The organism is Streptomyces sp. Rer75, assembly GCF_013414305.1.
Taxonomy (GTDB): domain Bacteria; phylum Actinomycetota; class Actinomycetes; order Streptomycetales; family Streptomycetaceae; genus Streptomyces; species Streptomyces himastatinicus.
This window is the reverse complement of record NZ_CP058693.1, coordinates 3446176-3470603: the sequence shown is the minus strand read 5'-3', so window position 1 is coordinate 3470603 and position 24428 is coordinate 3446176. Positions and strand designations below refer to the sequence as shown.

Annotated in this window: 18 protein-coding genes, 2 tRNA genes and 1 pseudogene; 19 read left to right on the top strand and 2 right to left on the bottom strand. The window is 67.8% G+C overall.

Going from position 1 to position 24428, the window contains the following annotated elements; genetic code table 11:
- The first annotated feature begins 32 nt into the window (after nucleotides 1–32).
- From HYQ63_RS14820 to HYQ63_RS14745, 17 genes and pseudogenes are all read left to right on the top strand, one after another.
- Nucleotides 33–105 (top strand) — tRNA-Ala (locus tag HYQ63_RS14820).
- Between the two features lie 357 nt (nucleotides 106–462).
- Nucleotides 463–621 carry a hypothetical protein gene (locus tag HYQ63_RS14815; protein WP_179934253.1) on the top strand — a complete coding sequence of 53 codons (159 nt, stop codon included), beginning with the start codon at nucleotides 463–465 and terminating at the stop codon, nucleotides 619–621.
- A 5-nt stretch (nucleotides 622–626) separates the two neighbouring features.
- A complete protein-coding gene (locus HYQ63_RS14810; RefSeq protein ID WP_009717962.1) occupies nucleotides 627–860 on the top strand; it encodes a hypothetical protein in 234 nt (77 codons plus the stop codon).
- Nucleotides 861–966: 106 nt separating this feature from the next.
- Nucleotides 967–1039, top strand: a tRNA-Ala gene (locus tag HYQ63_RS14805).
- A gap of 279 nt (nucleotides 1040–1318) precedes the next feature.
- Entirely contained in the window at nucleotides 1319–4195 is a 2877-nt protein-coding gene (leuS, locus tag HYQ63_RS14800; protein WP_179934252.1) for a leucine--tRNA ligase, read from the top strand.
- Between the two features lie 119 nt (nucleotides 4196–4314).
- Nucleotides 4315–5124 (top strand): hypothetical protein, encoded by an 810-nt coding sequence (locus HYQ63_RS14795; RefSeq protein ID WP_179934251.1) that lies wholly within the window; start codon nucleotides 4315–4317, stop codon nucleotides 5122–5124.
- An 82-nt stretch (nucleotides 5125–5206) separates the two neighbouring features.
- Nucleotides 5207–6052, top strand: a complete 846-nt coding sequence (locus HYQ63_RS14790) for a DegV family protein (protein WP_179934250.1) — start codon at nucleotides 5207–5209, stop codon at nucleotides 6050–6052.
- 995 nt (nucleotides 6053–7047) lie between these two features.
- A complete protein-coding gene (locus HYQ63_RS14785; protein ID WP_373689084.1) occupies nucleotides 7048–7824 on the top strand; it encodes a helix-hairpin-helix domain-containing protein in 777 nt (258 codons plus the stop codon).
- Nucleotides 7821–9728 (top strand): annotated as a pseudogene (locus tag HYQ63_RS14780) (ComEC/Rec2 family competence protein); the annotation flags it as partial. The gene HYQ63_RS14785 and the pseudogene HYQ63_RS14780, both read left to right, overlap by 4 nt.
- A 117-nt stretch (nucleotides 9729–9845) precedes the next feature.
- Nucleotides 9846–11333, top strand: a complete 1488-nt coding sequence (locus tag HYQ63_RS14775) for a hypothetical protein (protein ID WP_179934248.1) — start codon at nucleotides 9846–9848, stop codon at nucleotides 11331–11333.
- Complete coding sequence (locus tag HYQ63_RS14770; protein ID WP_179934247.1) at nucleotides 11317–13248, top strand: hypothetical protein; 1932 nt, start codon at nucleotides 11317–11319, stop codon at nucleotides 13246–13248. The genes HYQ63_RS14775 and HYQ63_RS14770 overlap by 17 nt, the downstream gene beginning before the upstream one ends.
- Nucleotides 13245–15356: an integrase gene (locus HYQ63_RS14765; RefSeq protein WP_218929563.1), complete on the top strand. Its 2112-nt coding sequence runs from the start codon at nucleotides 13245–13247 to the stop codon at nucleotides 15354–15356. Before HYQ63_RS14770 ends, HYQ63_RS14765 begins: the two co-directional genes overlap by 4 nt.
- Nucleotides 15353–15811 (top strand): hypothetical protein, encoded by a 459-nt coding sequence (locus tag HYQ63_RS14760; RefSeq protein ID WP_257231856.1) that lies wholly within the window; start codon nucleotides 15353–15355, stop codon nucleotides 15809–15811. Before HYQ63_RS14765 ends, HYQ63_RS14760 begins: the two co-directional genes overlap by 4 nt.
- A 245-nt stretch (nucleotides 15812–16056) precedes the next feature.
- A complete protein-coding gene (locus tag HYQ63_RS44655) occupies nucleotides 16057–16185 on the top strand; it encodes a hypothetical protein (protein WP_257231855.1) in 129 nt (42 codons plus the stop codon).
- A 184-nt stretch (nucleotides 16186–16369) separates the two neighbouring features.
- On the top strand, nucleotides 16370–17287 hold the full coding sequence (locus tag HYQ63_RS14755; RefSeq protein ID WP_179934246.1) for a hypothetical protein: 918 nt from the start codon (nucleotides 16370–16372) through the stop codon (nucleotides 17285–17287).
- Nucleotides 17288–17912: 625 nt separating this feature from the next.
- Nucleotides 17913–19895 (top strand): ATP-binding protein, encoded by a 1983-nt coding sequence (locus tag HYQ63_RS14750; protein ID WP_179934245.1) that lies wholly within the window; start codon nucleotides 17913–17915, stop codon nucleotides 19893–19895.
- A 596-nt stretch (nucleotides 19896–20491) separates the two neighbouring features.
- Nucleotides 20492–20872: a hypothetical protein gene (locus tag HYQ63_RS14745; protein ID WP_257231854.1), complete on the top strand. Its 381-nt coding sequence runs from the start codon at nucleotides 20492–20494 to the stop codon at nucleotides 20870–20872.
- Here the strand turns inward: HYQ63_RS14745 and HYQ63_RS14740 are convergent.
- Nucleotides 20869–21855, bottom strand: a complete 987-nt coding sequence (locus HYQ63_RS14740) for an IS481 family transposase (RefSeq protein ID WP_179934244.1) — start codon at nucleotides 21853–21855, stop codon at nucleotides 20869–20871. The two genes, HYQ63_RS14745 and HYQ63_RS14740, sit on opposite strands and share 4 nt — an antisense overlap.
- An 87-nt stretch (nucleotides 21856–21942) precedes the next feature.
- Nucleotides 21943–22308, bottom strand: a complete 366-nt coding sequence (locus HYQ63_RS14735) for a VOC family protein (protein ID WP_179934243.1) — start codon at nucleotides 22306–22308, stop codon at nucleotides 21943–21945.
- A gap of 96 nt (nucleotides 22309–22404) precedes the next feature.
- On the opposite strand from HYQ63_RS14735, the gene HYQ63_RS14730 reads away from it, so the two are divergent.
- Complete coding sequence (locus tag HYQ63_RS14730; protein WP_179934242.1) at nucleotides 22405–23370, top strand: YafY family protein; 966 nt, start codon at nucleotides 22405–22407, stop codon at nucleotides 23368–23370.
- 289 nt (nucleotides 23371–23659) lie between these two features.
- On the top strand, nucleotides 23660–24361 hold the full coding sequence (locus HYQ63_RS14725) for a hypothetical protein (RefSeq protein WP_179934241.1): 702 nt from the start codon (nucleotides 23660–23662) through the stop codon (nucleotides 24359–24361).
- Nucleotides 24362–24428 lie beyond the last annotated feature (67 nt).

The window sequence follows — 24428 nt, the reverse complement described above, 5'->3', positions numbered from 1 at the left end:
CTTGTTCGAAGCGCAGCGGCGCGGAGAGCAGCGGGGCTATAGCTCAGTTGGTAGAGCGCCTGCATGGCATGCAGGAGGTCAGGAGTTCAATTCTCCTTAGCTCCACAGATGGCGGCGATCCCGTCTCCCGGTGAGGGAGGCGGGATCGCCGCTTTTGTGTGTCTTTGTGCGCGTTTGCGTGCGACGAATGGACGGCGGCCGATCTCGCGTCCGGCCGCCCCCTGTTGACGTCGGCTCAACTCAGCCTGTCGCCGGGGCGGCTGGGTTCGGTGCGATCTTCCTGGGTAGGTTGGACGACACCGCGCGAGTGCGTGAGCTCGGCGGAAGTGGCGGTGTGCGGGGCGCTTGTGAGTCTGGTGAGGCGTCTGTTGCATCTCCGCTGACCTGGGCGTCGCCCCGTGGCAGAATCGGACCGCCGGCGGGGGCGCAGGGCCGATAGTCCGATGGGGAGGGACGGGTGGGATGCCGACCAGCATCCTCGACGCGTTCGAGGACCTTTCCGAGACAGCTCGGGAGGGCATCGAATGCCCGTCCTGCGGCTCCGGCAACGTGGCTCAGGTACTCGGTGACAACGGCGGTGTTTCCTACGTGTGTACGGCCTGCGGCCACAGCTGGAGCTGAGTGACATGGGAGCACACAGCCGGAAATGTGACTGGTGCGGCGGTGGCACGCCCATCGTCCGCGACATGGAGCCGCTCAACTCCGACTATCAGTACTGGTGCGCGGAGTGCGCCCAGGCGCTGATCATCAAGGGCGACCCGATCGAGACGTACCGGGAGCTGGAGGGCGAGCCGATCTACGGTCGGCTCCTCGAAGAGCACTGCACGCTGAAGCGTTTCTACTCGTTCGCGACGGCGTGAGGGGCACTGGTCAGGGCCCCCGCGGCAATCGATTTGGCTAAAGCCCGGGGCGTCCGTGTAATGTAGGCGATGCCGCCGAGGGGAACCGGGCGGAACAGCAAGACCTGGGGCTATAGCTCAGTTGGTAGAGCGCCTGCATGGCATGCAGGAGGTCAGGAGTTCAATTCTCCTTAGCTCCACAATCCCAGGAGCGGGTCGTCCGATGCGGACGGCCCGCTTCTCCTTTCCCCACCCGCGTACTACCTCGATGCGGGTCCTCGGTGCCCTGCGGTAACCTGACCCCATGCGTGCCGTACGCCTTCTGCTTAGCGGGCCGCGCTGATCAGTACCGACCGCGATCATCTCCGGTCGGCATCGGCGCGGCGTCCCCTCCTGTGCGAGGGGCCTTTTTGTTTCACCGGACAAGAGGGAATCGGCCTGTACCGCGGGCAGAGACGACCAATGGAGCTTTGAGGATCATGAGCGAGACCAATGCCGCAGCCGAGGTGGCCGCGCCGCACCGCTACACGGCCGCGCTGGCCGCTGACATCGAGGCCCGCTGGCAGGACTTCTGGGACGCGAACGGCACGTATGACGCGCCCAACCCGGGCGGCGACCTGACCGGTGACGCCGATGTCGTCGCCCGGCCGAAGAAGTTCGTCATGGACATGTTCCCGTACCCCTCCGGGGCGGGGCTGCACGTGGGCCATCCGCTGGGCTACATCGCCACCGATGTGTACGCCCGCTACCACCGCATGACGGGCCACAACGTCCTGCACACCCTGGGCTTCGACGCCTTCGGCCTGCCCGCCGAGCAGTACGCGGTGCAGACCGGCACCCACCCCCGGGTCAGCACCGAGGCCAACATCGACAACATGCGGCGCCAGCTGCGCCGCCTCGGCCTGGGCCACGACCCGCGCCGCTCCTTCGCCACGATCGACCCGGACTACTACAAGTGGACCCAGTGGATCTTCCTGCGGATCTTCAATTCCTGGTACGACCCGGAGGCGAAGAAGGCGCGCCCGATCGACACCCTGGCCGCGCAGTTCGCCTCGGGTGAGCGCGCCACCCCCGACGGGCGCCCCTGGGACGGGCTGACCGAGGCCGAGCGCGCCGACGTCCTGGGCGAATACCGCCTGGCGTACGCCTCGGACGCGCCCGTCAACTGGTGCCCCGGCCTGGGCACCGTGCTGGCCAACGAAGAGGTCACCGCCGACGGCCGCTCCGAGCGCGGCAACTTCCCGGTCTTCAAGGCCAAGCTGCGCCAGTGGAACATGCGGATCACCGCCTACGCGGACCGGCTGCTGGACGACCTGGACGCGCTGGACTGGCCCGAGGCCATCAAGCTCCAGCAGCGCAACTGGATCGGCCGCAGCGAGGGCGCCCGGGTCGACTTCCCGGTGCAGGACCAGCCCGACGCGAAGATCACGGTCTTCACCACCCGCCAGGACACCCTGTTCGGCGCGACCTACATGGTGCTGGCGCCCGAGCACGACCTGGTCGACTCCATCGTCCCGGCCGCCTGGCCCGAAGGCACCCACGACGTGTGGACCGGCGGGCACGCCACCCCGGCCGCCGCCGTCGACGCGTACCGCAAGCAGGCCGCGGCCAAGTCGGACGTGGAGCGGCAGGCCGAGGCCAAGGACAAGACCGGCGTCTTCACCGGTGCGTACGCGGTCAACCCGGTCAGCGGCGACCGGGTGCCGGTCTTCATCGCCGACTACGTGCTGATGGGCTACGGCACCGGCGCGATCATGGCCGTTCCGGCGCACGACAGCCGTGACTTCGCCTTCGCCCGCGCCTTCGAGCTGCCCATGCGCTGCGTCGTCGAGCCCTCGGACGACCGTGGCACCGACCCGTCGACCTGGGACGACGCGTTCGCCTCGTACGACGCCAAGATCGTCAACTCGGCGGGTGAGGGCGTCTCCCTGGACGGCCTGGGCGTGACCGAGGCCAAGGCCCGGATCACCGAGTGGCTGGAGGCCCGCTCCATCGGCGAGGGCACCGTCAACTTCCGGCTACGCGACTGGCTGTTCAGCCGTCAGCGCTACTGGGGCGAGCCCTTCCCGATCGTCTACGACGAGGACGGCGTGGCCCACGCGCTGCCCGAGTCGATGCTGCCGCTGGAGCTGCCCGAGGTCGAGGACTACTCGCCGCGCACCTTCGACCCCGACGACGCCGACACCTCCCCGGAGACCCCGCTGTCCCGGAACGAGGAGTGGGTCAACGTGGTGCTGGACCTGGGCGACGGGCGCGGCCCGCGGCCGTTCCGCCGCGAGACCAACACCATGCCCAACTGGGCCGGCTCCTGCTGGTACGAGCTGCGCTACCTGGACCCGCACAACAGCGAGCAGCTGGTCGACCCCGGCACCGAGCGCTACTGGATGGGCCCGCGCGACGGCCAGCCGCACGGCGGCGTCGACCTGTACGTCGGCGGAGCCGAGCACGCCGTGCTGCACCTGCTGTACGCCCGCTTCTGGTCCAAGGTGCTGTTCGACCTGGGGCACGTCTCGTCGGCCGAGCCGTTCCACAAGCTGTACAACCAGGGCATGATCCAGGCGTACGTCTACCGGGACAGCCGCGGCATCGCCGTCCCGGCCGCCGAGGTCGAGGAGCGCGACGGGGCGTACTGGTACCAGGGCGAGAAGGTCACCCGTCTGCTGGGCAAGATGGGAAAGTCCCTGAAGAACGCCGTCACCCCGGACGAGATCTGCGCCGAGTACGGGGCCGACACGCTGCGCCTGTACGAGATGGCCATGGGCCCGCTGGACGTCTCGCGCCCCTGGGACACCCGCGCGGTCGTCGGCCAGTACCGGCTGCTCCAGCGGTTGTGGCGGAACGTCGTGGACGAGGCCACCGGCGAGGTCGCCGTCGTCGACGCGGAGCCCGACGAGGACACGCTGCGCGCCCTGCACAAGGCGATCGACGGGGTCCGCCAGGACATGGTGGGCCTGCGCTTCAACACCGCCATCGCCAAGATCACCGAGCTGAACAACCACGTCACCAAGGTGCGCGAGGTGCCGCGCTCGATCGCCGAGCGGCTGGTGCTGCTGATCGCGCCGCTGGCCCCGCACATCGCCGAGGAGCTGTGGCGCAAGCTGGGCCACGACGCGTCGGTCGTCCACGAGCCGTTCCCGGTCGCCGACCCGGCCTACGTCGTGGACGAGACGGTGACCTGCGTGGTCCAGGTCAAGGGCAAGGTCAAGGCCCGGCTGGAGGTCGCCCCGTCGGTCTCCGACGAGGAGCTGGAGGCGCAGGCCCTGGGCGACCCGGCGGTGGTCGCGGCGCTGAACGGCGCGGGCATCCGCAAGGTCATCGTGCGGGCGCCGAAGCTGGTGAACATCGTCCCGGCCTGACGGCTCGGGGTTACCCGTAAGGGCGGGCTGGGGGTTCGTCAGGAACCCCGGGCCCGCCCGGTCCGTTTACGCTGGGAGGACAGCTGCCACCGCGGTGACCGCCGCCCGAAGGAGCGCACATGGAAGCCATCTGGATCCTGTTGCTGCTTTTCGTCCTGTTCATCGTGACCGGCGCCTATGTCACGGTGCGGGTGGTCCGGACGGCCAAGCGCAGCCTCGACCGCACCGTGGACCAGGCCCGCCGCACGGTCGAGGACACCCGGCTCCGGGCCCGCCAGTTCTCCCGGCCGGGCGCGGCCGGTGAGCTGGCCGAGCTGCGGCTGTCGCTGCGCACGTCGATGTCCTCCACCGAGCAGGCCCTGCACGCGGTGGCGGGCCAAGACCGCTCCGTGGCGGAGTCGTTGAACCTGTTCCAGCGGCTCAGCGCGCACGGCCGCGAGCTGGACGACGACCTGAAGCGGCTGGAGCGGGAGCCCGACAAGACCCGCCTCGCGGCCCTGCTCCCCGAGCTGCGGGAGCGCACGGAGCGGATCACGCACTCCGCGGACTCCCTGCGCTGGGCGGTGCGGGAGCGGGCACAGCGGTTCGCCCACGACGAGCTGGACGCGCTGGGGCGCGAGATCGAGATGGAGGCGGGGGCGCTGCGGCACTGGACGGTGGAGGAGCCGCGCTCCGCGTCGGGCCCGCAGGCGGCGCCGAACCCCGCGGCGGGCTCGCGGGCAGCGTCGGAGCCCGCGTCGGGCTCGCGGGCGGCGGCGTCGGAGCCGGGGTCTGCGCCGGGGGCTGCGGCGGGCGAGCCCGCACCCCAACAGCGGGAACAGCCCTCACCGCCCTCCCTGGAGACCGCCCCCCGACCGCAGCCGCATTCCTGGCAGAAGTCCTGGCAGAAGCCATGGCAGGAGTCCTCCCGCCCCGAGAACACCGCCTGAACACGGGCTTACCGGTAGGGTCGGTGATCATCCAGTGGGGTCGCGCTGTCGGCCCGGGGCTTCCCCGGATAATCTCCCAGTCATGTCCCGCCATGTCGCGATCGTGACCGATTCAACGGCTTACCTGCCGCAGGAGGCGATGGAGCGGCATCGCATCACCGCCGTGCCGCTGACGGTGGTGCTCGGAGACCGCGCGCTGGAGGAAGGGACCGAGATCTCGGCCCTGTCGCTCGCGGAGGCCCTACAGAAGCGCAAGCCCGTGACCACGTCCCGGCCCAGCCCGGAGACCTTCGCGGACGCCTACCGCGCGGCCGCGGCCGAGGGCGCGACCGGCATCGTCTCGCTGCACCTGTCCGCCGAGATCTCCGGCACCTACGACGCGGCGGTGCTCGCCGCACAGGACGCGCCCGTACCGGTCCGGGTGGTGGACAGCGGCATGGTCGCGATGGCGCTCGGCTTCTGCGCACTGGCGGCGGCGGAGGCCGCGGAGGGCGGCGGCACGCTGGACGAGGCCGTCGCGGCGGCCCAGAAGCGGGCCGACCGCACCGCCGCCTACTTCTACGTCGACACCCTCGACTATCTGCGCCGCGGCGGCCGCATCGGCGCGGCGCAGGCCCTCCTCGGCTCCGCACTCGCGGTCAAACCGCTGCTCCAGCTCGACGAGGGCCGGATCGAACTGCGGGAGAAGGTCCGCACCGCCTCCAAGGCCATCGCCCGGCTGGAGGAGATCGTGGTGGAGCGGGCGGGCCAGAGCCCGGTGGACATCGCCGTCCAGCACCTCGCGGCGGGAGAGCGCGCGACGGCCCTCGCGGAGCGGCTGCGGGAGCGGGTCCCGGGGCTCGCGGAGCTGTACGTGAGCGAGGTGGGTGCGGTGATCGGGGCGCACACCGGACCGGGGCTGCTGGGCGCGGTGATTTCGCCGCGGTAGCGGACTCGTTCGGGTGACGGGGTTTTCCACAAACCGTGGGTTATCCCCGGGAATCGGTGCTGCTCAGCGGAATCGGGCGAAGGCGCCTACGGTCGGTCGGCATGAGGACACGATCACGCACCGTGACGACGCGACCGCCCCGCGGCCGCCACCGCCTGGCGGCGCCCCGCGCCGCCCCACCACCCCGCAGCGCCCGCGCGGCGGCCCTCTTCCCCACCCGCGGGGAAGGGCCCACCCACACCCCACCGATCCGAAGCCCGAATCGGCCACCCGCCCGAATTCCATGGGTGTCCCCCACGCCCGCTCCGGGCCCGCTGCCCGTCTCGGGCCAGGCGCCCGGTTCAGGGCCGGCGTCGGCCTCGGAGGGGATGCCTGCTCTGGGCGCGGCAGCTGCCCCGGGGAGGGAGTCCGCTTCGATGCCGCCCCACGCTCCGGTTCCGCCCTCCGCTGGGCTTGCGGTGCCTGCCTCGGGTCGGGTGCCACCTCCGGGCCGGGCGCCGGGCTCGGGGGCGGCGGTTTCGGGTGGGGTGTCTGACCTGGGGGCGGCGTTCGCGTCGAGGCGGGCGTCGTCTGCCCGGGGTGCGGTGCCTGCTGCGGTCCGGGTGCCCGCTGCTGGTCCGGTTCCCGCTTCGGGCTCGGCTCCCGCCCCGGGTTCGGCTCGGGCGTCGGGGTCGGCTCGGGCGTCGGGTGCGGCTCGGGCGTCGGGGTCGGTGGCCGTCTTGGGCCAGGCGCCCGGCTCAGGAGCGGCGTCGGTTCCGGATGGGATGCCCGCTCTGGGCGCGGTAGCTGCTCCGGGGAGGGAGTCCGTTTCGGAGCCGCCCCGCGCTCCGGTTCCGGTCTCCGCGCTGGACGCGGTGCCCGTTCCGGATCGGAGGTCTGCTCCCGGCCGGGGAACCGGCGCAGGGGCGGCGGCCGTCGGCTCGGTCGAAGACGGGGGCGCGCCCTCGGAGCAGGGGGCGGGCGGGGCCGCGGGGCGTCGCGTGCCGCGTTGGGCCGTGCCGGAAGCCGCGGACGAAGCGGTGGACGAGGCCGCGGACGAGACGGCCGACCCCGGCGGCAGCCAGACGCTGCGCCGCCGCGACCGGATGCGGCTGGCGTTGCGCGAACGCCTTCCGCTGTGGCTTCAGTTGCGCTGCGGCATGGAGTTACGGACCGTCGCCGCGCTGGCGGTCGCCCTCGTCGTCGCGGTGGCCTTCGCGGTCTACCACTTCTGGAGCGGCCGCCCGCAGACCGTACGGGCGCCCGAACCCGAACCCGCGCGTGCGGCAGCCGGGCCGACGGCCGGGGAGCGCGCGACCGTCGGCGCGGGCGGCCGGTCGGTCGTGGTCGATGTGACGGGCAAGGTCCGCCGCCCGGGGCTGCGGCAACTGCCGTCCGGGGCGAGGGTCGCCGACGCGATCAAGGCGGCGGGCGGGGCGCGCCCGGGCGCGGACACGAGCGGACTGAACCGGGCCCGGCCCCTGGTGGACGGTGAGCAGATCGTGGTCGGCGCCCCCGCGAAGCAGGCACCCGCAGGCGCCGCCCCCACCGGCCCGGCCCCCGCACCCGGTTCCGGCCCCGCACCAGGCGCACCGTCCGGCGGGACGATCAGCCTCAACTCGGCGACGGCGGAACAGCTCGACACCCTGCCGGGCGTCGGCCCGGTGCTGGCCCGGCACATCCTCGACTACCGCACCCAGCACGGCGGATTCCGCTCCCTCGATGAACTCCGTGAGGTCAACGGCATCGGCGACCGCCGGTTCGCCGATCTCCGCCCGCTGGTTCAGCCATGACATCCGTGCGGACGGCACGCCCCCGCGCCCCGGTGCACGCGGCCGCCGCCTCACCGCGCGGGGCGTCCGACCCCCGCCAGGAGGGCCCGGCGGACCTTCGTCTGGTGCCGCCCGCGCTGGCGGCCTGGGCCGCGGCGGCGATCGCCTTGAGCACCCCCGGCCGCACCGTGGCCGTGGTCTGCGCGGGTGCCTGCCTGGCGGCAGCCGTCCTGCTGTACGTGACCCGTCGGCGCCGGGCCGCGATGGGGCGGACCCAGCGGCGCACGGCGGGGGCGGTGGCGGCGGTCCTGCTGTGCGGGGCCACGGCGGGGGCGGTGGCCGCCCTGCACGCGGCAGACGTGCGGCGCGGACCGGTCCCGGCGCTGGCCGGGGAGTTCGCCGAGGCGACCGCCGAGGTGACGGTCACGGGGGATCCGAGGCTCAGCCGCCCCCGGGTGCGCGGGGCCGCGCTCGCGCCCGTGTCGGTGGTGGTCGAGGCGGAGGCCACCAGGATCACCGGGCCTGACGGCACGTCGACGAAGACCCGGGCCCCGGTGCTGGTGACGGTTCACCCGGAGGCCCGGCAGCGAGCGGCGTGGCTGCGGCTGCTGCCGTCCACGCGGCTGCGGGTGCACGGCCGCCTGGTGCCGCCGCTGCGCGACGGGGACCGGCTCGCGGCGGTGGTGCGCGGCGGTGGCGGTCCGCCGCGCGTCATCGGGGCGCCCAGCTCGGTCCAGCGGTTGGCGGGTCGGTTGCGTGCCGGGCTGCGTACCGCGACGGACGGGCTGTCCCCGGACGCGCGGGCGCTGCTGCCAGGGCTGGTCGTGGGGGACACCTCACGGGTCCCGCCGGACCTCGACGAGGCGTTCCGGGCCACGGACATGACGCATCTGCTGGCCGTCTCCGGCAGCAATCTCACGCTTCTGCTGGCGCTGCTGACGGGCCCTCCCCACCTCGCCGCGCGGGCCGAGCGGCGCGGGCTGGCCGCGGCGCTCGGCATGCGGCTCCGGACGACGGCCCTGCTCGGTGGCGCGCTCACGCTCGGCTTCGTGATCGTCTGCCGACCCGATCCCAGCGTGCTGCGGGCGGCGGCATGCGGGCTGATCACGCTGCTGGCCATCGGCACCGGGCGCCGCCGCTCCCTGCTCCCGGCCCTGGCCGCCGCGGTCCTCGCGCTGCTGCTGTACGACCCGTGGCTGGCCCGGAGCTATGGGTTCCTGCTCTCCGTCCTGGCCACCGGCGCGCTGCTCACCTTCGCACCCGGGTGGAGCGCCGCCCTGCGGCGCCGTGGGGTGCCGCCGCGACCGGCCGAGATGCTGGCGGCCGCCGCGGCGGCGCAGGCGGTGTGCGCGCCGGTGGTGGTGATGATGGCCGCGCGGGTGAGCCTGGTGGCGATCCCCTGCAATCTGTTCGCCGAGCTGGCGGTGGGGCCCGCCATGATCCTCGGCTCCGCCGCGCTCGCGGTGGCCCCGCTCGCGCTTCCGGTCGCCCGGTGGGTCGCCTGGCCCGCGGGCTGGCCCGCCGAGTGGATCGCCGGGGTGGCCCGCACCGGCGCGGGGCTTCCCGGTGCGGAGGCGGGCTGGCCGGGCGGCTGGCCCGGTGGGCTGCTGCTGGCGGCGGTCACCCTGGTCGCTGTCCTCCTGGGGCGCCGCCTGCTGCGGCACCGGTGGCTGTGGGCGGTCTGTGCGCTGCTCCTGCTGCTCGCGGTGGTGCGCCCGGCGCCGCTGACCCGGGTCATCACCGGTTGGCCGCCGCCCGGCTGGCGGGTCGTCGCCTGCGATGTGGGCCAGGGCGACGCCCTGGTCCTGGCCGCGGGTCCCGGCACGGCCGTCGTCGTGGACGCCGGTCCCGAGCCACGGGCCGTCGACCGCTGTCTGCGGACGCTGGGTGTGGTCCGCATCCCGCTGCTCGTCCTCACCCACTTCTTCTTAGGGCAGTTCAGATCTGTCTCATGAAGTACCCCCCCTGTTGGCGTCGGAGTGGTGTGCCTAGAGAACGCTCTGCTATCTCTCTGGTGAGAGTTGTCTCAAGGAGGGCATAGGGTGCAACTGTTCTTTTTATACTCAAAGTTGGCGCTGCGCTACTTGGAGAGCGAAGTGATCTCCGGTGAGGAAGTTGCAGCGCTGCTGGATGATCGGGCGCTTGCGGACGGGATGCCGATCTACCTCGATGACGAGACGATGATGCCCATCGAGCCGCACTGCTCGTGGGGTCGGAGCCTGTCGAACGACGAGTTGGCGAAGAGCACGAAGAAGGAGTACGGGCGGATCCTCTTCCGGTACTCCGATCATCAGGAACATCGAGGGCGAGATGTCCTCTCGGCCACCGAGTCCGACGTCAGGGCCTACAAGCGGGTTCGTACGGTGCTGCAGAGACGGCCGCTCCAGGACGCGGCATGGGGCAAGGAGTCTCAGCTCCTCGACCGGTTCTACAGCTACCTGAAGGACGACGTGGGGCTGGTGAAGCATCGGCCGGTGCGGGTTGGATCGCGGGGACGGAATCCGCTGGCGCCCAAGCTGAGGCAGCGGATGGACATCCGTCACCTCACCCTGGAGCAGTACCGGTACTTCCGCGACGTGGGTCTGGGCGGCCAGCTTCCGGACTCACGTGTGGATTCGTCGTTTCGGGGCTGGTCGCCGCACCGCAACCGAGCGGCGGCAGACCTGGCGCTGGGCACGGGGATGCGGTGGCAGGAGTGGGCGACGGTCCTGCTGCCCGAGCTGGGCATTGGGGTGGGGCACCCGGTCAGGGACGTGGAGTTCACCGTTCAGGCCTGCGCGAAGTACGGAAAGGCCCGCTCCATCTACGTTCCGGACGACTCGATGAAGGGGCTGGAGCCCTACCTGCTGCTGGAGCGGCCCGAGCAGGCTGCCACATCGGTGAAGCGCCTGGAGAAGCGGTACCGCGATCTGTTCGTCGTCTCCCGCATCGACCATGAATCGGGTCTCGTCTACGGGGTGTTGGACGGGGGCGAGCAGGTGCTCGCGATGTCCGCGATGGACCCGGAGCTGCGGCGGATCGCGGTGCACGAGACGGACGTGGGCCTGGAGGCGCTGGCGGTGTTCATCTGCCAGGGTGGCCTGATGCCCGGGGCTGACTCGTGGAAGCGCTACCGGCACGCCGCCTGGCGCCGCATGAGTGCGCTCGCCGGCGAGCGGACTGTGTTGCCGCGCAAGAGGTGGCGTTGGCACGACCTTCGCCACACCTACGCCCTGCAGATGCTCAACTACCTGGAGCGGCAGATGGACGGCGAGGAGCCGGACGCGGCTGCACGCCGCCGCCGGCACCGCTCCTACCTGTCGAGCCACATGCGGCTGAATCCACTATTGATCGTCAGCCGGAGACTCGGGCATTCCAACCCGGCCACCACGTACGAGTACCTTGAGTACACCGACGACCTGCTCAACGAGTTCGACGAGGCCTTCCGCGGCTGGGTCGGCGAGCTGGGCAGCGAGGCGACGTACGCCGAGATCGCCTCGCACGCCTTCCGTCTGGAGAAGCGGGGGGTGGCCGATGCCGCGCAGGGGTGAGTTCACCAGGGACTTCCCGGACGTCCCCGAGGTGCCGGATCCGGTGGCGGGCAAGGTCGGCGAGCGCGTGATCCGTACGTCGAGTGCGACGAGGCGCAACCTGACCAACCGCGTCCTGCCGAGTGTGTACACCTGCTCGCAGCTGGCAGCGGAGCTGGCCGACGAGTGGGTCGAGTATGTGGAGGCCGCCGGGCTGGCGGCCGGGACGGTGCAGTCCTATCAGCAGGCGATCGACAACCTGTGCACGTCGGTGGATGCTCAGCTGGGCGAGGACGCGGCCCGGGCCTCCCTGGGCAGAGATCAACCCGACCTGGCACGGGCCATGGCTACCTGGGAGAGGAAACTGCCGTCAGGGTTCGCCCCCAACTCCAACCGGCCCGCCATCCTGTCCGGCGCCGTACGGGTTCTGATCCGCAGACGGGTGGAACACCCGGAGCGGCCGGTCACTGAGCGCATGGCCGCGCTGGCCAAGGCTGGCAGCGGCGTCCCGATCGGCGAGAACGAAGAACTCGATGAGTTCTCCCGCGCGGAGAAGCAGGCCATGGTCCGTGCCGCCTGGGCAGCTGTGATCGCGATGGAGAAACGCCTGGAGACGGGCTGGCGTCTGGCCGCACAGGGCCGCCACCCGGGCGACGGATCGTGGATGTCCATCCCGGATCTGCTGTGGGGCCTTGCTCACGAGGCGGTCACACCCGCGCAGATCAGCGACGCCGTGGGTCCGGCACGGGGGTGGACCGAGGAACTGCGTGCGTGCATCCGCCGGCCGGACGGCAGCATGCCGGTGACCACGGCCCGCATCGAGCTGACCCGGCATCTGGTCGCCCAGCTGTGGCCGAGCACCCTCGACCTGCACGCCTTCCGGGTGCTGCTGATCGACGCCACCGCGCACCCGCCCGAGGAGGTCAGCAAACTCACCGAGGACGGCGTCGAGTTCACGCCCCGAGGAGTGCGGCTGACGCTGGTACGCAAGCGCGCGAAGCGCCGCTACTACCGCGCCTTCAAGGACACCTCGATCGAGATGGCGGACGTGATCGAGACCAAGGAATTTACCGACCGGCCCCGCCGCGAGCCCGGCGCGATCGTCAAGCGCCTGATGGCCGTGACCGAACGCGCACGGCAGCGGGCCGCCGACCCGGAGGGGAATCTGTTCGTTCGGGCGGCGGTGGACGTGGACCGTGAGCTGAAGTTCTGCGAGTGGAACCCCGAGGCCCCACTGGCCCGTTTCAGCAGGTGGCTGGAGGTCCACGGGGTCACCGTCGAGGGCAAGACCGACGTCAGGCGCCTGCGCAAGTCCGGCAAGGTGGAGAAGGTCGTCGCCTCCCGCGGCCACATCCACGAGGCCGCCGACGACCACTACGAGGAGACGTTCAAAGGCCACTACGCGCAGGGGACGACCCTGCGAGTGATCTCCGCCGAGGTGATCAACTCCGCCCAGGAGCACTGGTTCAGTAAGGCGCTCGAGGGGCCGACCGTGCTGTCTCAGGAGGCCGCACAGGTCGCCGAGGAGAGCACGCAGCTTCAGGCCCTCGGCCTGAGCGAGAAGGAGGCCGACGACCTGGTCCAGGGCGAGCTGGACATGGGCGTCACCCACTGCAAGAACCCCTATGACTCGCCGTTCAGCCCCGCCGGAGAGCTGTGCGCGGTCGCCCCGCTGCGCTGCCTGGAATGCCGCAACGCCTGGGTGCTGCCCAGTCAGCTTCCTCAACTTTTGCTGTTCAGCGACCACGTGGAGCGCCTCCGACAGCGGCTGGCCCCGCATCACTTCACCGCACTGTGGGGACAGTCCTACGTCAATCTGCAGGCGGTACTGCAGGACCGCACCGAGCAGGAGATCGCGCTGGCCCGCAAGCACATCGCCGAGGGCGGCATCGCCTTGTCCCTTCCGCTGGCCGCACACGTGGAGTTCGACGCATGAGTACACCCGCAGCCCGACCGCTGCCCGTCTCGATCTTCAAGGACGGCGAGCCGGTCATCCAGAGCCACTCCCTGCTTGGCGACGCCGACTCGCCGCTGTTCGGGCAGGTGGGCATCTGGGACTTCAACGGCGTGGTCCGCCGCAACGCCAACGTCCCCGAGTGCGGCTGGCGGGCCACGTTCAGCAACGGGTTGAACGATCCCGAGTGGAATCTCACGGCCCGGGAAACCTTCATGATCATGGCGAATCCGCGGCACGAGGCGTTGATCGACGCGGGTGTCCATCTCGCCCCCGAGCCTTTCGACGTGCAGACCGCCATCCGCCGGGTATCCGCGCTGCGCACCCTGGCCGGCTGGGCGGAGAAGCAGGGACTGCCGGCCCGGATGGGGACATGGCGCGATACGGATTTGCGCCGGTTCATCAAGTGGCTGCGGCAGAAGGGCCGCAAGCCCGGCACGTTGATGAACTACATCGTCGTCGCGAAGTTCCTCCACGAGATCGGCCCCGCCCTGGCCCTGGGCGGCCCAGCTGTGGACCCCTGGCACGGCATGAGTGCACGCAAGGCTGCCAAGTACGAGGTGACACACGACCTGTCCACCCCCACCATCGCACCAAAGGTATGGTTTCCGCTGGTCAGGGCGGCCTGGATCTATGTGCACACCTTCGCCCCCGACGTCCTGCGTGCTATGACCCGCTACCAGCAGCTTCGCGCGATCGCGAGGACCAGCACCGATCGGAGCGGCGAGGCGGACGAGGTGCTCGACGCCTGGCTCGCGGACCCCGGCAACCGGATCCCGCTGCACGATCCGGCCCACTCCGGGTCCTCCCTCGGCAAGAAGCACGAGGGCGTCAACTGGAACCTGCTGGCCCTGTTCATGGGGTTCAGCTCCTCCAAGGGATCCGGCCTGTTCACCGCAGCGCTGCCGTCCGGGATGCGCCGGCGTGAGAAGGTTCGGGCGGCCCTCGACGCCGGGCACCCCACGACGTCCGGCCTGATCCACGATCTGGTCGAGGTGACCCGGGCGGACGGTAGTGTCGGCCCCTGGCATCCCGGCCTTGATCCCAGGGCATTGACGCGCATGCTGGTCCGGCTCAGGGACGCCGCATTCTGCCTGGTCGCGGCACTGTCCATGATGCGCGACAGTGAGATCCACGAGATCAGGCGCGGTTCCGTCGTCCAGCACTACAACGCTCCGGCGATCAAGTCGCACCTGGACAAGGGACGAGCGGGCCGGCCGGGCAAGCACTGGTGGATCATCGAACCCGCTGCCGAGGCGATCACTCTGGCCGAGATCGTCTCGGTCCACGACGAACGCGTCTTCTCCCCGATGAAGAGGCCCGAGAGCACTGAGGTCGTTCACGGCGACCAGATGATCGACGCGTTCATCAACGAGGTGAACTCCGGCCGGGCCTGGTCGGGACTGGACGAGATCCCCGAAGGCCGGGTCCGCCCGCACATGTTCCGCCACACCATGGCCATGCTCACCGACCAGTTCCCCGGCTCCGAGATCGCCCTGGGGATCCAGCTCAAGCACGTCGCCGCACGGGCCTTGGCCAACCGCACCACCCAGTCGTATGCGGCCGCCGACACTCAGTGGGCCGAGCTGCTGGAAACCGCCCTGGAAGCCACCCGGTTCCGCCGCTTCAAGGACCTCTACGGCCAGTACAAGGACGGAAAACCGATTGGCTATGGTGCCGGCGCGGAACGGGTCAAGGAGGTGTTCGACGACATCATCGCCACCGTCAAGGCCAACGGCGGCGACGCCCGAGTCGAGGACGACCTGCTGCGCAAGGCCCGGATCACCATCCGGTTCGGCATGCTCAACAACTGTCTCTTCGATGAGGCGAACCCGCAGGGGGCCGTCTGCCGTGAGAACACTGTCATCCCCGAGGGGCACACCGGCCCGCTGGACTGGCGGTGCCGTCCCGACCGCTGCCACAACAGCATGATCGGCGTCGAGCACGTCCCCATCTACGACTCGCACAAGCGCACACAGCTCAAGTTGCTCGAAACCCGCCGCCTGCCTGCGGCCCGCAAGGCCGTCATCCACCGCGAGGTCGAGCGCGCTGACGCTGTCCTCGCCCAGGTCATGGAGGAGAACACGTGACTGGCCCCGCCGATCGGACCCTGACAGCTGACGGCGTCACCGAAGAGACCGCCAAAGCACTGCGCGCCGCGATGCAACGCCTGTTCGCGGGCAAACCCCAGCGAACCGACGGCCGGCTGACCAAGCAAAATCTGTGGCGGGAGGCAGGGGTGAGCCGGGCCACCATGAACCGGGCCCACACCGTCCTCGCCGAGTGGGACGCTCACCTCGCCCAGCATGGCAGTGCCACCCCCGGAGAAGCCCGCCGCGACGAGGAGATCTGCGAGCTCAAGCGCAAGCTCGCCGAGAAGACCCGGCAGTGCACCACGCTCCAGCGCCGCCTGGATGCCGCCGCCACCGCAATTGCCGCACTCCACCACGACAACACGCTGCTACGGCAGGAGGTCGCCGCCTCAGGCGGCAGAGTGATCCCCCTGCACCGCCCACGAGACCCCGCCGATGACGATTCCCACTGACTGCCACTGACCCGCAACTACCCGCTGGCGGCGCCGGGGCCGGCGGATACTACCGTCCCTCCATGGACACGCCAGCACCGCACCCTGACTCGGCATCTCCTGACCCTGACGACAGCGGCGAGTTGGTCGCAACCGTCCGCGTGAACGGCCACGTTGGCCCGGCGCCTGCGCCGTGCCTGCCACGTTCCAGCAGCGCCCGGTCGACGACGTGCGGCTGACTGCGTGCGCGACGAACTGGATCGGACGTGCACGACGTGCTGTACACGACCGTCGACGGCTACGTCTCCACCCTCGACGGCCTGGCCCAGCGGCTGGCCGTGCTCCTGGAGTTCTCCGGTCGAGCATCGCCACGAACACGGGTGACCTGCGAGTAAACGTACCGGACATGGCCGCGACGTTGAGGCGAGCCACTGGCAGGTCATCCGCACAGGGCAGAGTTAACACAGCCTCTCGAATGGCTCTTGTGTTCGATTAATGTGATGACTCAGAGCTCACGAGTCGGCATCGACTGTGGTCAACCCGTGGATTCGTCCACCGATGCGCCGTTAGAGTGCCCAAGTGATCAGAGAGCAGTGGAGCGGGGGCGAATGGGAGGCCTACTGCCGACGCCTCCTGTCGATGCGCTACGACTCGAACATTCAGTTCATTCCCGCCCGTGATGGCGGTGACGGCGGCCTGGAAGCATTTCGTTACGACGGAGTCGGCTACCAGTGCTATGTCCCGGAAGACGCCTTCACTCTGGAGTCTCAGACGACCTCCCAGAAGCGCAAGATCACAAAAGATCTTAAGCGTCTTTGTGACGATGTTGAGGGCACCTGTCGCCTCCTCGGTGATGTGCGTTTGCACACTTGGGTCCTTATGACCCCTGAGTTCGACAGCCGATCGCTCGTCGAGCATGCGCAGAAAAAGAAGAAGGACGTGTCAGCCATCGTGCCGCGCCCCAAGTGGTTGGCTGACGAATTCAAGGTTTTGGTCATTACTGATGAAGAATTCGCTTCCGAGCGTGCTCGCCTCGTCGGGCAAGTGGAGACGGAACTTCATCTCGATGTCCCTGATCCGGATGAGGCGCTGTGGAGTTTTGGCGAGGGAAATGAGATAGCAGACCGGGTCGCTACCAAGCTTTCGGTGGTGCCTTCTCTCGCCTCTGACTCCGATTGGCTTACCGACTACCGTGACGGGATGCTTCGGGTCTACTTTCGGGGGCAAGCCCAGATGGAGCGACTCAAGGTGGAGTACCCGCCGCTTTACGCGGCGGTAGAGCGAAGGCTTAAGTCTGTTCTGAACACCTTGACAATGACTGTTTCCGCCATGGAAAGCCCTGGCACCGAGGTAATTGAAACTCTGGTGCGCAGATTGACAGAGAGTCTTAAGAAAGACGCACCCGGTCTGTCCAATGTCCTCTGTGAAGAGATCGCTTGGCATGCAGTCTCTAGCTGGCTCATTCGCTGCCCGCTGCGCTTCAGGAGGGCCGCTTGATGTGGTCGACGCTTCCTGACAGCATCCCTCTAGAGTCCATTAACCAGGAAGAACAGTCGACGGATCTAGTCACGCTTAGGCAATTTCCGCATCGCAACCCTCTCACGCCCGTTGAGTTGCATCGTGTCCCTCTTCCGGTCCCCACGACGAGTCGGGCAGGGTGGCGGGTAACCGCTATCGTGCTCATCCTCGGGAGTTGCAGGGGCAACTCGGCCACTGTAGAGCAGTTGAACTGCCTTCTGTGGGCAATCAGCGATCGAGCCAGCAGTGAGCTGTTTCTATCAACATGGCGAAGTAGCGATCCGCAGAAGACTCCTCTCCGAAAGTTCTTCCCTCCCCTTGAAGATGCCCTCAAAATCGCCCACTCTGATGGGCTTGTCGAGCAAAAGGGGAAAGTGCGATACGGGCTAACATCGCTCGGGAAGAGGTACCTGTCGCTACTTAACTCCGATGAGGAACTACTAGAAGAAGAAAAGAGATTTCTGGCTCAACTAAGGCCGATTACAACCTCGGGAATGTGGGATAGGTTGGGGGTCGTCAAGGCGGCTAGTCGCGGGGAATCGGGGGCTTGAGTGTGAAAATTAGACTCGTCAGCGTAGAAATTTCTTCAAGGACCGAGCGCGGCATGTTGCGCTACGAGACGAACCTCTCGCCGGGTTTGAACGTGATCGCGGCCCCGAATAGCTTCGGCAAGTCCACACTGTTGCAGGGCGTAATTTATGCTCTAGGGCTTGAGGGGATGTTTTCCTCGAGCAGGAAGCCCCCGTTCGGTCCGGCGCTCTTGACGGTCGCAGATTGGCCGGATGGAACGCGTTCGTCGGTACGCGAATCGTGGGTATCGCTGACCATCGCAAATGAGCAGGGCGCTTACATGCGATGCAAGCGTTTCGTGCGCGGTGATGGTATTGACACATCGCTGATCATGACGTGGCGAGGAAACAGTCAGTCCGATCTCGACAGGGCAACCCGCGTCGATATGTTCGTTCGGCAGCCCGGGGCCGCCTTCCGGGAACTTGGCTTCCATAGAGTGCTGGCCGAATTCTTGGGATGGGATCTCCCTACCGTCCCGGGATTCAACTCGTCTGAAGTTTCGCTCTATCTCGAAGCTCTTTTCCCGTTGTTCTATGTAGAGCAGAAATCCGGGTGGTCCGGAGTGGCCCCCCGGATGCCCACGTACCTGGGAATCCGTGATGTATTGAAACGCTCCGTCGAATACGTCCTTGGGTTGTCTGCCTTGGAGCGACTCACTGCGCTGGCCGCGGTGAAAAGTGAGGAGGATGATGTCAAGAAGCGATGGCAGTCGGCGAGTGACCGTCTCGGTGACGCGGCAAAGAGCCTGAACTGCCGGATCTTCCTGCACCAAGACAGTCCAGTTACTCCTGCGCGTCGCCAACGCTGCGTTGTCGAAGTGATGGAGGGAGAGTCGTGGGTTCCACTGGAGCGACAGATTGACGTCTGGCGTCAGCGCCTGCGTGAGTTGGAACGTGTCGGCGTCGAGTCGGCTGGACAACACACGAATCAAGCCCGAGAAGAGCTGTCCGCTGCAGAAGCCTCCATTCGTGAAGTCGGCGGGAGGGTTCGGCTCATCGACGAACAACTGAACCTCTCGCGAACCGATTCTGACGCTCTCGCCACCCGCTTGGCTAGTCTCGATGCGGAACGGAACCGCCTTGCGGATCTTCGCAAACTCCGCGGTCTGGGTAGCACACTGGGTATCACGTCGGTGTCGAATGATGTTTGCCCGACCTGCGGTCAACTACTTGATGGGCGGGAAACCGCAACAGGAATCGCGGCTGACCTCGACCAAACCATCGCGGAGATCGAAGCGGAGAGGGAAACGGTTCGAGCGGCGACCCAAAGCTCTGAACGACGACGGGCAGGGCTCGAACGAAACCGAAGTTCTCTTCAAGCCGCACTGCACGGGGCTATGCGGCAAGCTAGAGCACTACGAGATGAACTAGCTGGTCCTTCAGCAGTCCCGAGCCGAGCGCAAGTCCAGCAGCAAATTCTCCTCACCTCCTCAATCGAGAGAGCGCAACGCCTGCTCGATCTGGCCGACGAAGCTAACGAGTACTTTGACGAACTGGCCGGTCGATGGCAAGACGTCCGTGACAGGCTGGCGGATCTGCGAGATGGAACACTTAGCCGGACGGATCAGCAGATCGTTTCAAGAATGAATTCGAGCTTCCAGGCGCAGGTTCGGGACTATGGGCTGCGCAGTGTCCCTCCTTCCGACTTGTCGATTGACGAATCAGCTCTCATTCCAGTGAATGATGGGGTGGAGCTCACGTTCGACCTGACGATGGGAATTAGCGCCTCGGACATGATTCGAACGAAGTGGGCGTATTACCTGTCTCTTTTCGAGGCGGCTACGTTCTCGTCAGGAAATCGACACGCAAAACTGCTGATGCTCGACGAACCCCGCCAACAGGAGACCGATCGCAGAAGTCTTGCCGCCTTCGTTAGGCGACTGGATGCGGCTGCAGCCAACGGGTGTCAGGTCATCTACGCCACTAGTGAGGATCGGCGAGATCTGGATGAAGTCCTCCACAATGTCCAAGTCGCGATGTTGCCAGCTCGTGGTCCTCACCTGCTTGCTCCGGTGTAAGGGTGAGGGCTGTTGTGGTGCCATTCCTATCCTTTAACGCCGCAAGGGCGGACGTTAAAGGATAGGCTCAACGCCTCCTCCAGTTAGGGAAATTCGCCGCACGCACAGGTGGTTCGGCTATGCCGTGGCGACTCCCCACGTTGCCGACGGAGCCCAGGCCGGCTTCCACCTGCTGCCTGAATTATCGATCGGTCCCAACCTCCGCCGCGTCGATGCCCTCACCGGCCACGTCACCCCCACTCACCTCGACACCGAGCGGCGGCTGTTGAACGAAGTCGCCAGACACTTCGGTGCCCGCCCCCAACGACGCCCTGCGCAATCGTCTAGGAGCCATCGCCGCCGCCCAGGCCGAGCTGGGACAGCTGCGGGCCGCTGAGCTGCGCTCCCAGGCTGCCCGCTCGCCAGCACCGCCCGCGCGGCCGACGGCGGCCGGCTCGTCGCCCAAAAGGTCACCGGCATCACCCCCGGCGAGTTACGGCAACCGGCCTCCGACAGTCAGGCGCCCTGACCGCCGACCTGCTGTCGTGTCCTGGTCCTCGAACACTTCGGCAAGTCCCTGCTGGCTGCGGCCGTCGAGCCATAGTCAAGAGTTTTGGATGGGGCCTTCCGGCGCGGTGATCTCGGCGGCCGCGAGCCGGGCGTTTTCGCGCACCTTCGAGGCGGTATTGGCGGACAACGGCGCGGCGGTAGCCCCAGTGTGCCAACATCAACGCATGGGCATCTTCGACTCCATCGCGCGTGGCCTCGGTAGCCTCCGCCCGCTGTCTGACGCGGAACTCGAAGACGAGCGCGAGGCGCTGCGACAGCGTTACGTATCTAGCGGGGATGTCGACGAGGCGTCGAAACTCTACGACGAACTGCACCACTACGACGAAGAGATGACGCGCCGTGCAAACGAGGCCTGTGCCCGCGAGAACCCGAACCCACCAGAGCCCAGGCATCGCGAGCACGGGTGGTACCTGCCGAACGACGACTAGATGTACTGACCGGGCACGTTGATCAATCGTGAGAATGGCGGCTGGTTGTCGCACGCGGTGTGGGGCCGGTGGTGGTTGTACTGGTGGAGCCAACCGGCCAGTGCGTCGCGTCGTTCTTGCTCGCTGGTGTAGCAGCGGGCGTAGGCCCAGCCATCGGCCATGGTGCGGTGGAAGCGCTCGACCTTCCCGTTCGTCTGCGGGCGGTAAGGGCGCGTGAACTTCGAGGTGATCGAAAGCGCTTCGCAGTTGTCGCGCCACAGGTACGAGCGGTACGCGCCGCCGTTGTCCGACAGGACCCTCTCAATGGTGACGCCACGGTCAGCGAACCAGTCGACAGCCCGGTGCAGGAAGCCGACGGCGGTGACGGCTGTTTCGTCGTCGTGGACCTCGGTGTAGGCGACGCGGGAGTGGTCGTCGATGACAGTGTGCACGAATGCGTATCCGACCTTCGGGCCGCCGTAGGCGTTGCGTGACTTGCTCTGCGTCGCGGCGCGGTGCTTCTCGCCTTGGTGGCGGCCGACGTGGCGCCAGCCGCCACCGTCGGGGATGTTCCCGAGTTTCTTCACGTCCACGTGCACCAGTGATCCCGGTTGGTCGTGCTCATACCGGCGGACGGGCTCACTGGTCTCACTGTCGACGTAGGCGAGTCGGTTCAGGCGGGCCGATCGCAGGATTTGATGCACTGTCGACGGGGCGATATTGAGTCTCGCAGCGAGCTGGACCGGCCCTTCCCGCAGACGTAGTCGCAGGCTGACGCACCTCTTCGTCACGGTCTTGGGTGTCTTGGCCGGAGAGCTCCGCGGTCGTGAGGATCGGTCCTGCATGGACTCGCCTGCGAGGTAGCGATCGACCCAGCGCTTCACGGTCGGCCAGGACACCTGGAAGCGGGCCGCGACTTCGCTGACTGGCCAGCCGTCGTCAGCGACGAGTCGAGCGACTTTCAGCCGGTGGCGCGGGGTGAGGGCCGCGTTCGAATGCGACATTTCTGAGCTCCTAGACAGGCTGAAAGGCCGGCCATGGTGTGTGGCCGGCCCTTCAGCTTGGAGATATGCGGGGAGGGATAGTGCAGGTCAGTCGACCGGGGAGACTCGGATGAGGTTGCCGTCAGGGTCCGTAATCACGAACGTGCGGCCGAAGACAGCATCATGCGGCTCCTGCACAACGTGGACCCCCTTCGAGGCCCACCTCTTGAAGATCTCGTCAATCGCCTCCGATGGCCCCGGCACCATGAGTCCGATCTCTGTCGTACGAGGGAGGCTCGGGACCGCGTGCTCGCTGTAGCCCGTCCACAGTGCGAACAGGACACCGGGGGCAGCTTCGAAGGCTACGTAGTGGGGACTGGTGAAGGTCGGTTCGATCTCGAACAGGTCGCTGTAGAAGGCGGTGGCGGCCTCGGCGTCGCGGACGCCGATCAGGAACAGGTTCGGTGCGGGCATGGAGTGCTCCTCAACTCGTTGATTACTCGGTCCAGCACCCAGCGGATCACCCAATCGCGACGGGACCTGTCACCTTTTCTGAGAACATGGGTAAGCATGAAGGCTTCAAGGCTCCTGCATCTCCTGCTGCTCCTGCAGACCCGTCAGCGGCTCACTACCACGGAGCTCGCCGCGCGTCTTGAGGTGTCCCGGCGGACTGTGCTGCGGGACGTCGAGGCGCTATCGACAGCGGGCGTGCCCGTCTATGCCGAACGTGGGCGGAACGGCGGGATCGTCCTGCTCCCCAGTGCACGGCTCAACGCATCCCATCTGGAACCACCAGAACTGGAGGCCCTATCCGTAGCCGGCTTGGACAGCGCACTACGTGAGCGAATGGGTCTAACTGCGGTGTGGGAGTCGGCCGAGCGCAAGATCGCCGCCCGCCAGGCTGCTACACCTGAGTCGCCGAGCCCGCTGCGGCTGGCTGACCTGGTGCTTGTCGACAGCACCGCGTGGTTTGCTGCCCCCGAGGCAGCGGTCGAAGTATCGGCTCTGGCCTCGACCCTGCGACACCGGCGACGCCTTCGAATCCTGTACCGGCGCAGCGCCGAGAGCCAGGCCTCGACACGGGTGGTCGACCCGTACGGGATCGTGGCGAAATCAGGTCGCTGGTATCTCGTCGCCGATGACCAGGGTGACAGCCGGCTGCTCGCTCTGGAACGACTATCGGCCTTCGAACAGTTAGACGCACCAGCTGTGCTCCAACCAGGCGAAAGCCTCCGCACCAGATGGGCCGTGTTGAAGAAACGCACCGAGGGGCAAGATCGCGTGAGCGTGACCATCCGCCTGCCGGAAAAGGGTCTCGACCTGGCGCGGCGCATCCTCGGCACCCGCATCCACCATGTCTCCGACGCGGGAAAAGGCTCGTGCGTCGTCGTCGTGCGCTACCCCGACATCGAGTCGGTGCGTCAGCTTCTTCAGTTCGGCGACCACATCGAGGTGCTCAACCCTGAGACGGCCCGCGCACGCATCAGTCAGCTCGCCAGGGACCTGGCTAACAGACACTCAACCCCCGCATCGTGATTGCCGATCAGGTCCCCTGTTCTCAATCAACGTGCCCGGTCAGTACAACTAGACGGGTGTCTTCAGGCGGTGAGTAGGCGTCATGCCGACACCAGACAATCCGTTGACCGACACACCTGCTTTCACCGCTTTCAGCCCGATTGCGGCTAAGCTGCGTATGCAGCGTTCAGGCGCTGATTTTTTGCAGCGTGGGCGGTGTCGGCGTGTGCATCCGTGTCGACATCGCCACGCTGCGGTACAAATCACGTCCATGTCGAGGACCACTCCCACTGCGCCCAAGCCGGCACGCGTGATCGCACGCAGGCGCAACGGCGCCCCGCGGCGAGTCGAGATCTCCGCTCAGGAGGTCGAGGCAGCCTTCCGGCTTCTGCAGCGTCTGCCCAGCCCTGAGGCCCGTCAACTGCGAGAGAAGTTCGAGGCCCTTCTGCGGCCCGTGTGCTTCTGGGCGTCGCCGCGCACGGGACGCCATTCCAACTACCCGGCATGGGGTCCGTGCGCAGTCTTCGTGAATGAGCCGAACCAGCGTTGCGTCGAGCACCAGTGGCCGCTGGCCGATGGCGTATCGGATCCCTTCCCGCAGCGGTGCACCGTGACGTTGGACGAGGAACTTGAAGACTCCAGGTGGGTGAAGTACTCCGGCGGGCTGCGCTGCCCGTTCAAGCGGCGTGCGGGAAGCGAACGGTGTGCACATCACGATCCGCGCGAGAGCGAACTGTGCGGCCGACCGGTGGGCGACGGTGCCACGTGTACGACCCCCGAGGGAGTCTTCGCATGCGACACCCACCGGTGGCTGAGTCTCGCGGACCTCAAGGACGAACTCGAAGAGCTACCGTTGACTACGGCATGCGGCTACTGCAATGCAGCCTCCGGTGAGAGCTGCACGAACAAGAACGGCCTGGCGGTCGCGTTCCACAAGAAGCGCGTCAACGCCCTCCAGGGCTCGCCGGAGTGTCAGGAACTGACCGACACGATCGAGTGGCTTCGCCTGTGAGCGGTTCAGCAGCGTTCCTGCCGTATGGACGGCTGCCGGAGCGGGGGCCTGCGTGAAGTGGCGCTGT

Coding starts and splice junctions, on each gene's coding strand:
- HYQ63_RS14750 (WP_179934245.1), top strand. CDS start 17,913: ATGTTGCGCTACGAGACGAACCTCTCGCCGGGTTTGAACGTGATCGCG.
- HYQ63_RS14770 (WP_179934247.1), top strand. CDS start 11,317: ATGCCGCGCAGGGGTGAGTTCACCAGGGACTTCCCGGACGTCCCCGAG.
- HYQ63_RS14735 (WP_179934243.1), bottom strand. CDS start 22,308: ATGCCCGCACCGAACCTGTTCCTGATCGGCGTCCGCGACGCCGAGGCC.
- HYQ63_RS14745 (WP_257231854.1), top strand. CDS start 20,492: ATGGGGCCTTCCGGCGCGGTGATCTCGGCGGCCGCGAGCCGGGCGTTT.
- HYQ63_RS14810 (WP_009717962.1), top strand. CDS start 627: ATGGGAGCACACAGCCGGAAATGTGACTGGTGCGGCGGTGGCACGCCC.
- HYQ63_RS14815 (WP_179934253.1), top strand. CDS start 463: ATGCCGACCAGCATCCTCGACGCGTTCGAGGACCTTTCCGAGACAGCT.
- HYQ63_RS14795 (WP_179934251.1), top strand. CDS start 4,315: ATGGAAGCCATCTGGATCCTGTTGCTGCTTTTCGTCCTGTTCATCGTG.
- HYQ63_RS14790 (WP_179934250.1), top strand. CDS start 5,207: ATGTCCCGCCATGTCGCGATCGTGACCGATTCAACGGCTTACCTGCCG.
- leuS (WP_179934252.1), top strand. CDS start 1,319: ATGAGCGAGACCAATGCCGCAGCCGAGGTGGCCGCGCCGCACCGCTAC.
- HYQ63_RS14765 (WP_218929563.1), top strand. CDS start 13,245: ATGAGTACACCCGCAGCCCGACCGCTGCCCGTCTCGATCTTCAAGGAC.
- HYQ63_RS14740 (WP_179934244.1), bottom strand. CDS start 21,855: ATGTCGCATTCGAACGCGGCCCTCACCCCGCGCCACCGGCTGAAAGTC.
- HYQ63_RS14730 (WP_179934242.1), top strand. CDS start 22,405: ATGAAGGCTTCAAGGCTCCTGCATCTCCTGCTGCTCCTGCAGACCCGT.